The following is a 663-nucleotide window of genomic DNA, read 5'->3' on the forward strand; positions in this document are numbered from 1 at the left end:
CCCGCCATTTGAATGACCACTTTACGGTCTTGGGCACTGGTGACGATGCCCTGATGGTTTATTCGGCTTTCACCAAAGCCCGGTATGGTGCTGTCTGATTTTAATTGGCCAAATAATAAATTCGACGTGGGGGTCGTTTTGCGGTAGGCGGTGAATGGATTGTCGATTTGTGCACTGCCGTAACCTAAGGTTTTAAATGGCACTGCATAGACGGTATCTTTTTGGCCTGCATAACCGGTCGTGCTTAAAATCGCTTTATACTCGCTGTCAATTGATAACGGCTCACCATTATCCGTTTCCCCGCTCCATAATACGGCCTCATCCGGACTGATATCACTAAAACGGAACGTCTTTAAGGGATATTGATTATCTAAGTCTGATTGACGGTAAACCGTAATCTGGTATTCCGCTATTTTTGAGGGGTAGTTAGTATAGACATAAAATCCCATTGGTGAGGTAAACAGCCCTTGCGAGGTCAGCTTAAGCTTGGGATTATAGATACTTAAGTTAAGCTTTTCTTCTGCATTAAACTCATCCCGGATAATGTTCAATTTGGGCACGTTATCCGTACCGGCATAAACACCATTTGAGCCGAGTAAAAAAGCAGCACTTATCCCCAGACAAGGTAAATGCCGGGTCCAGTTATGTTTTTTCATCTACTTT

General features: G+C 43.9%; 1 protein-coding gene. It reads right to left on the reverse strand.

Annotated elements, in window-relative coordinates; all coding sequences use genetic code 11:
- Positions 1–656: hypothetical protein (locus J3U35_RS06505; protein ID WP_267360324.1), on the reverse strand; the 656-nt coding region annotated here is incomplete at its 3' end.
- Between the last annotated feature and the right edge of the window lie 7 nt (positions 657–663).

Source organism: Gilliamella sp. B2717, from assembly GCF_026536675.1.
Classification (GTDB): Bacteria; Pseudomonadota; Gammaproteobacteria; order Enterobacterales; family Orbaceae; genus Gilliamella; species Gilliamella apicola_I.